The sequence below is a fragment of the Hymenobacter agri genome, from assembly GCF_054778495.1.
The window spans coordinates 1-2661 of record NZ_BAAGZM010000583.1; the positions used below are offsets into that span (position 1 = coordinate 1).

The window sequence follows — 2661 nt, forward strand, 5'->3', positions numbered from 1 at the left end:
CGGCGGTGCGCCCGGCCGTGGCGGCCTACCGCGCCACCCGCCAACTGGCGTTGAGCCAGTGGGCCAAAAGCGCCATGCTGCCCGCCGAGTACCGGGCCCGCATTCAGGCCTTGGATGCTACTCCAACCGCAGCCGAAACGGCCCCCTCGACTTCGCCCCTCCACCGCTGCCCCATGCACGGCACCGCGCGCGCCTGAACAGCTACGCCCGGCGTTCTTCCAGACCATGCCCAAACCTTGTTTCAACACGCGCTACTGCTGGCTGGCCCTGGGCCTGCTGCTGACGGAAGTTCTTATCGCCCTATTGGCGCACGACCGCGTGATACGGCCCTACGGGGGCGATTTTCTGGCGACTATTTTCGTTTACTGCCTGTTGCGCAGTGTAGGACGGGTGCAAGTTGCCGCAGCTGCGGCGGCCGCGCTGCTACTTTCTTATCTCATCGAAGGCCTGCAGTACTTGGATGTGCTGAGCCGCCTGGGCTGGCAGCACTCGCGGGTGCTGCGCGTGGTGTTGGGCAGCCATTTTGCCTGGGGCGACATGCTGGCTTACACGCTGGGCGCAGGAGCCGTGCTGGCGGCGGAATGGGGATGGAAACCCGACCGCCTGACTTTGGTGCGGTAGTGAAGATTGCCCCAGCAGTGAACTTATCCGGGGCCGACGCAACGTTTCGGCATTTGCAACACTCCTGGATATCATCGAACGGGGACTCTGGCCGACATGAACGGCGTGCCCCTCAACCGGTGCAAGCCTGTTAATCCTGTACTAATGGGTACAGGCGCTATTTTTACCAAAAATCTGCATTATGAAAAACAATTTTTCTGCCACCATTGCCCGGCTGCTGTTTCCAGCGCTCGTGGCCAGCGCAACGCTCGTCGCGACATCCTGCTCGAAGGACAGTCCGGCCATCGTCACCCAACCCGATAACTCGGCGGCCGACGATGCCACCATCCAGAAATACCTGTCTGACAACAAAATAACCAACGCCCGCAAACTACCCTCGGGCTTGTATTACGTTCCGGTCATCACCAATCCCAATGGCGTGCTGGCCACCGCGGGCAGGTCGGTATCCGTCAACTACACGGGCACGCTGCTCGATGGCACGGTGTTCGATGCTACTTCGCGCCACACCCCCGTAGCGCCCTTCACTTTCACGCTGGGCGCGGGCCAGGTCATCAAAGGCTGGGACGAAGGCATTGCGCAGATGAAGAAAAGCGAGAAAAGCATTCTGCTGATTCCTTCGGGCCTGGCTTACGGGGCTACTCCTCCCTCCTCGGCTATTCCGCCCAATGCGGTGCTCCGCTTCGATGTGGAGTTGACGAACATCCAATAATCGGCTCCTTATTCAGGTGCCAAGCCCCGGCTTCGATTGGTCGAAGCCGGGGCTTTTGCTTATGCGCCGGCCGGCCGCACCCGCGCCAGCAGCGCAGCGTGGTGCGGCGCGCGCTGTAGTATCTGCTCATTGCCGAGCAGCACCAGCTGCTGCCGGGCGCGGGTAAGGGCCACGTTGAGCTTACGGTCGACGGTGCCGTCCTCGTTGGGCGATACCATCGTTTCGAGCTGATGCTCGTGGTGGCAGCAGAAGCTCACCACAATCACGTCGCGCTGCGAGCCCTGGTAACGCTCCACCGTGTCGACGCTGACCTGGGCCAGGGCCGGCAGGTCCAGCTCGGCCGCCAGCGCCGCCAGCCGCGCCCGAATGAGGGCCGCCTGGTTGCGGTAGCTGGCGATGATGCCCAGCGTGGTTTCGGGGTTGAAATTGGGGCCGTAGCCCTGCACCACGTAGGCGGCGGTGCGGGCCGCAAGGTCGGCTTCCTGGGCCGATTCTTTCATGGACAAGTCCTCGGGCTGGCGGCGCGTGGGCACAAACACCAGCCGCCGGGCGTGGAGCTGTTCGGTTAGCGCATCGGTGGGCGCGGGCCAGGCGGCGCGGCTCAAGGGCTCATGCTGCCAGGGCATGGGGCAGCGCAGCAGGCCGCTGTAGAAGTCGTCGTTCACCAGCGCCACCAGCTCGGTATGCATGCGGTAGTGGTCGGCGAGGGTGCCGTGGGCGTGGGGCCAATGGTCCTCGGCGCGTTTGAACAGGCGCTCGAAATAGGAGTTGCGCAGGTTGCTCAGGCCCAGCTCCTGCTGGAGCAGTTCGGCCGCTTCGGGGGCCACGGCGCTGGCTTCGGGCTCCTGTGCCACCACGGCGGGCAGCTGGCGATGGTCGCCGATGAGGATGAACTTGTTGACTTTGGCCAGCAAGCTCAGCATGGGCGCTTCGAGCACCTGGCTGGCTTCGTCGACTACAGCCAAATCGAACTGCTTAAGGGTGAACAGTTCGGGCTTGCCCAGCAGGCTGGCCACCGTGCCCACGTAGAACGGACAGTGCTTGAGGCGGTCGCGCACAGCCTGTCGCGTGGGGCAGTCGCGCAGCATGTTATCGAGCAGATAAGGCCGATAGTGCGGCGCCGTGCCCAGCCGCGAGCCCACCCGAATGAAGGGCAGCCCGGCCGCCACCAGCTGCTCGCAGATTTCATCGACGGCGCGGTTGGTGTAGGCGGCCAGCAGCGTATGCTTGTCTTCCTTGTACAGCCGCTCGGCCAGCTCGCCCAGCAGCGTGGTGGTTTTGCCGGTGCCGGGCGGGCCGTAAAGCACAAACCAGTCGGGCGCGGCCAGGGC

At 64.0% G+C, this 2661-nt stretch carries 4 protein-coding genes; 3 read left to right on the forward strand and 1 reads right to left on the reverse strand.

Annotated features, from left to right (window positions below):
- From ACYVDE_RS19715 to ACYVDE_RS19725, 3 genes are all read left to right on the forward strand, one after another.
- On the forward strand, window positions 1-197 hold a 197-nt coding region (locus tag ACYVDE_RS19715; protein ID WP_460503247.1), incomplete at its 5' end, for a hypothetical protein.
- A 28-nt stretch (window positions 198-225) separates the two neighbouring features.
- Complete coding sequence (locus tag ACYVDE_RS19720) at window positions 226-621, forward strand: ribosomal maturation YjgA family protein (RefSeq protein WP_460503248.1); 396 nt, start codon at window positions 226-228, stop codon at window positions 619-621.
- Window positions 622-802: 181 nt separating this feature from the next.
- Window positions 803-1330, forward strand: coding sequence for an FKBP-type peptidyl-prolyl cis-trans isomerase (locus ACYVDE_RS19725; protein ID WP_460503249.1), 528 nt, complete (start codon window positions 803-805; stop codon window positions 1328-1330).
- Between the two features lie 59 nt (window positions 1331-1389).
- Here the strand turns inward: ACYVDE_RS19725 and ACYVDE_RS19730 are convergent.
- A partial coding sequence (locus ACYVDE_RS19730; RefSeq protein WP_460503250.1) for a DEAD/DEAH box helicase occupies window positions 1390-2661 on the reverse strand: 1272 nt, incomplete at its 5' end.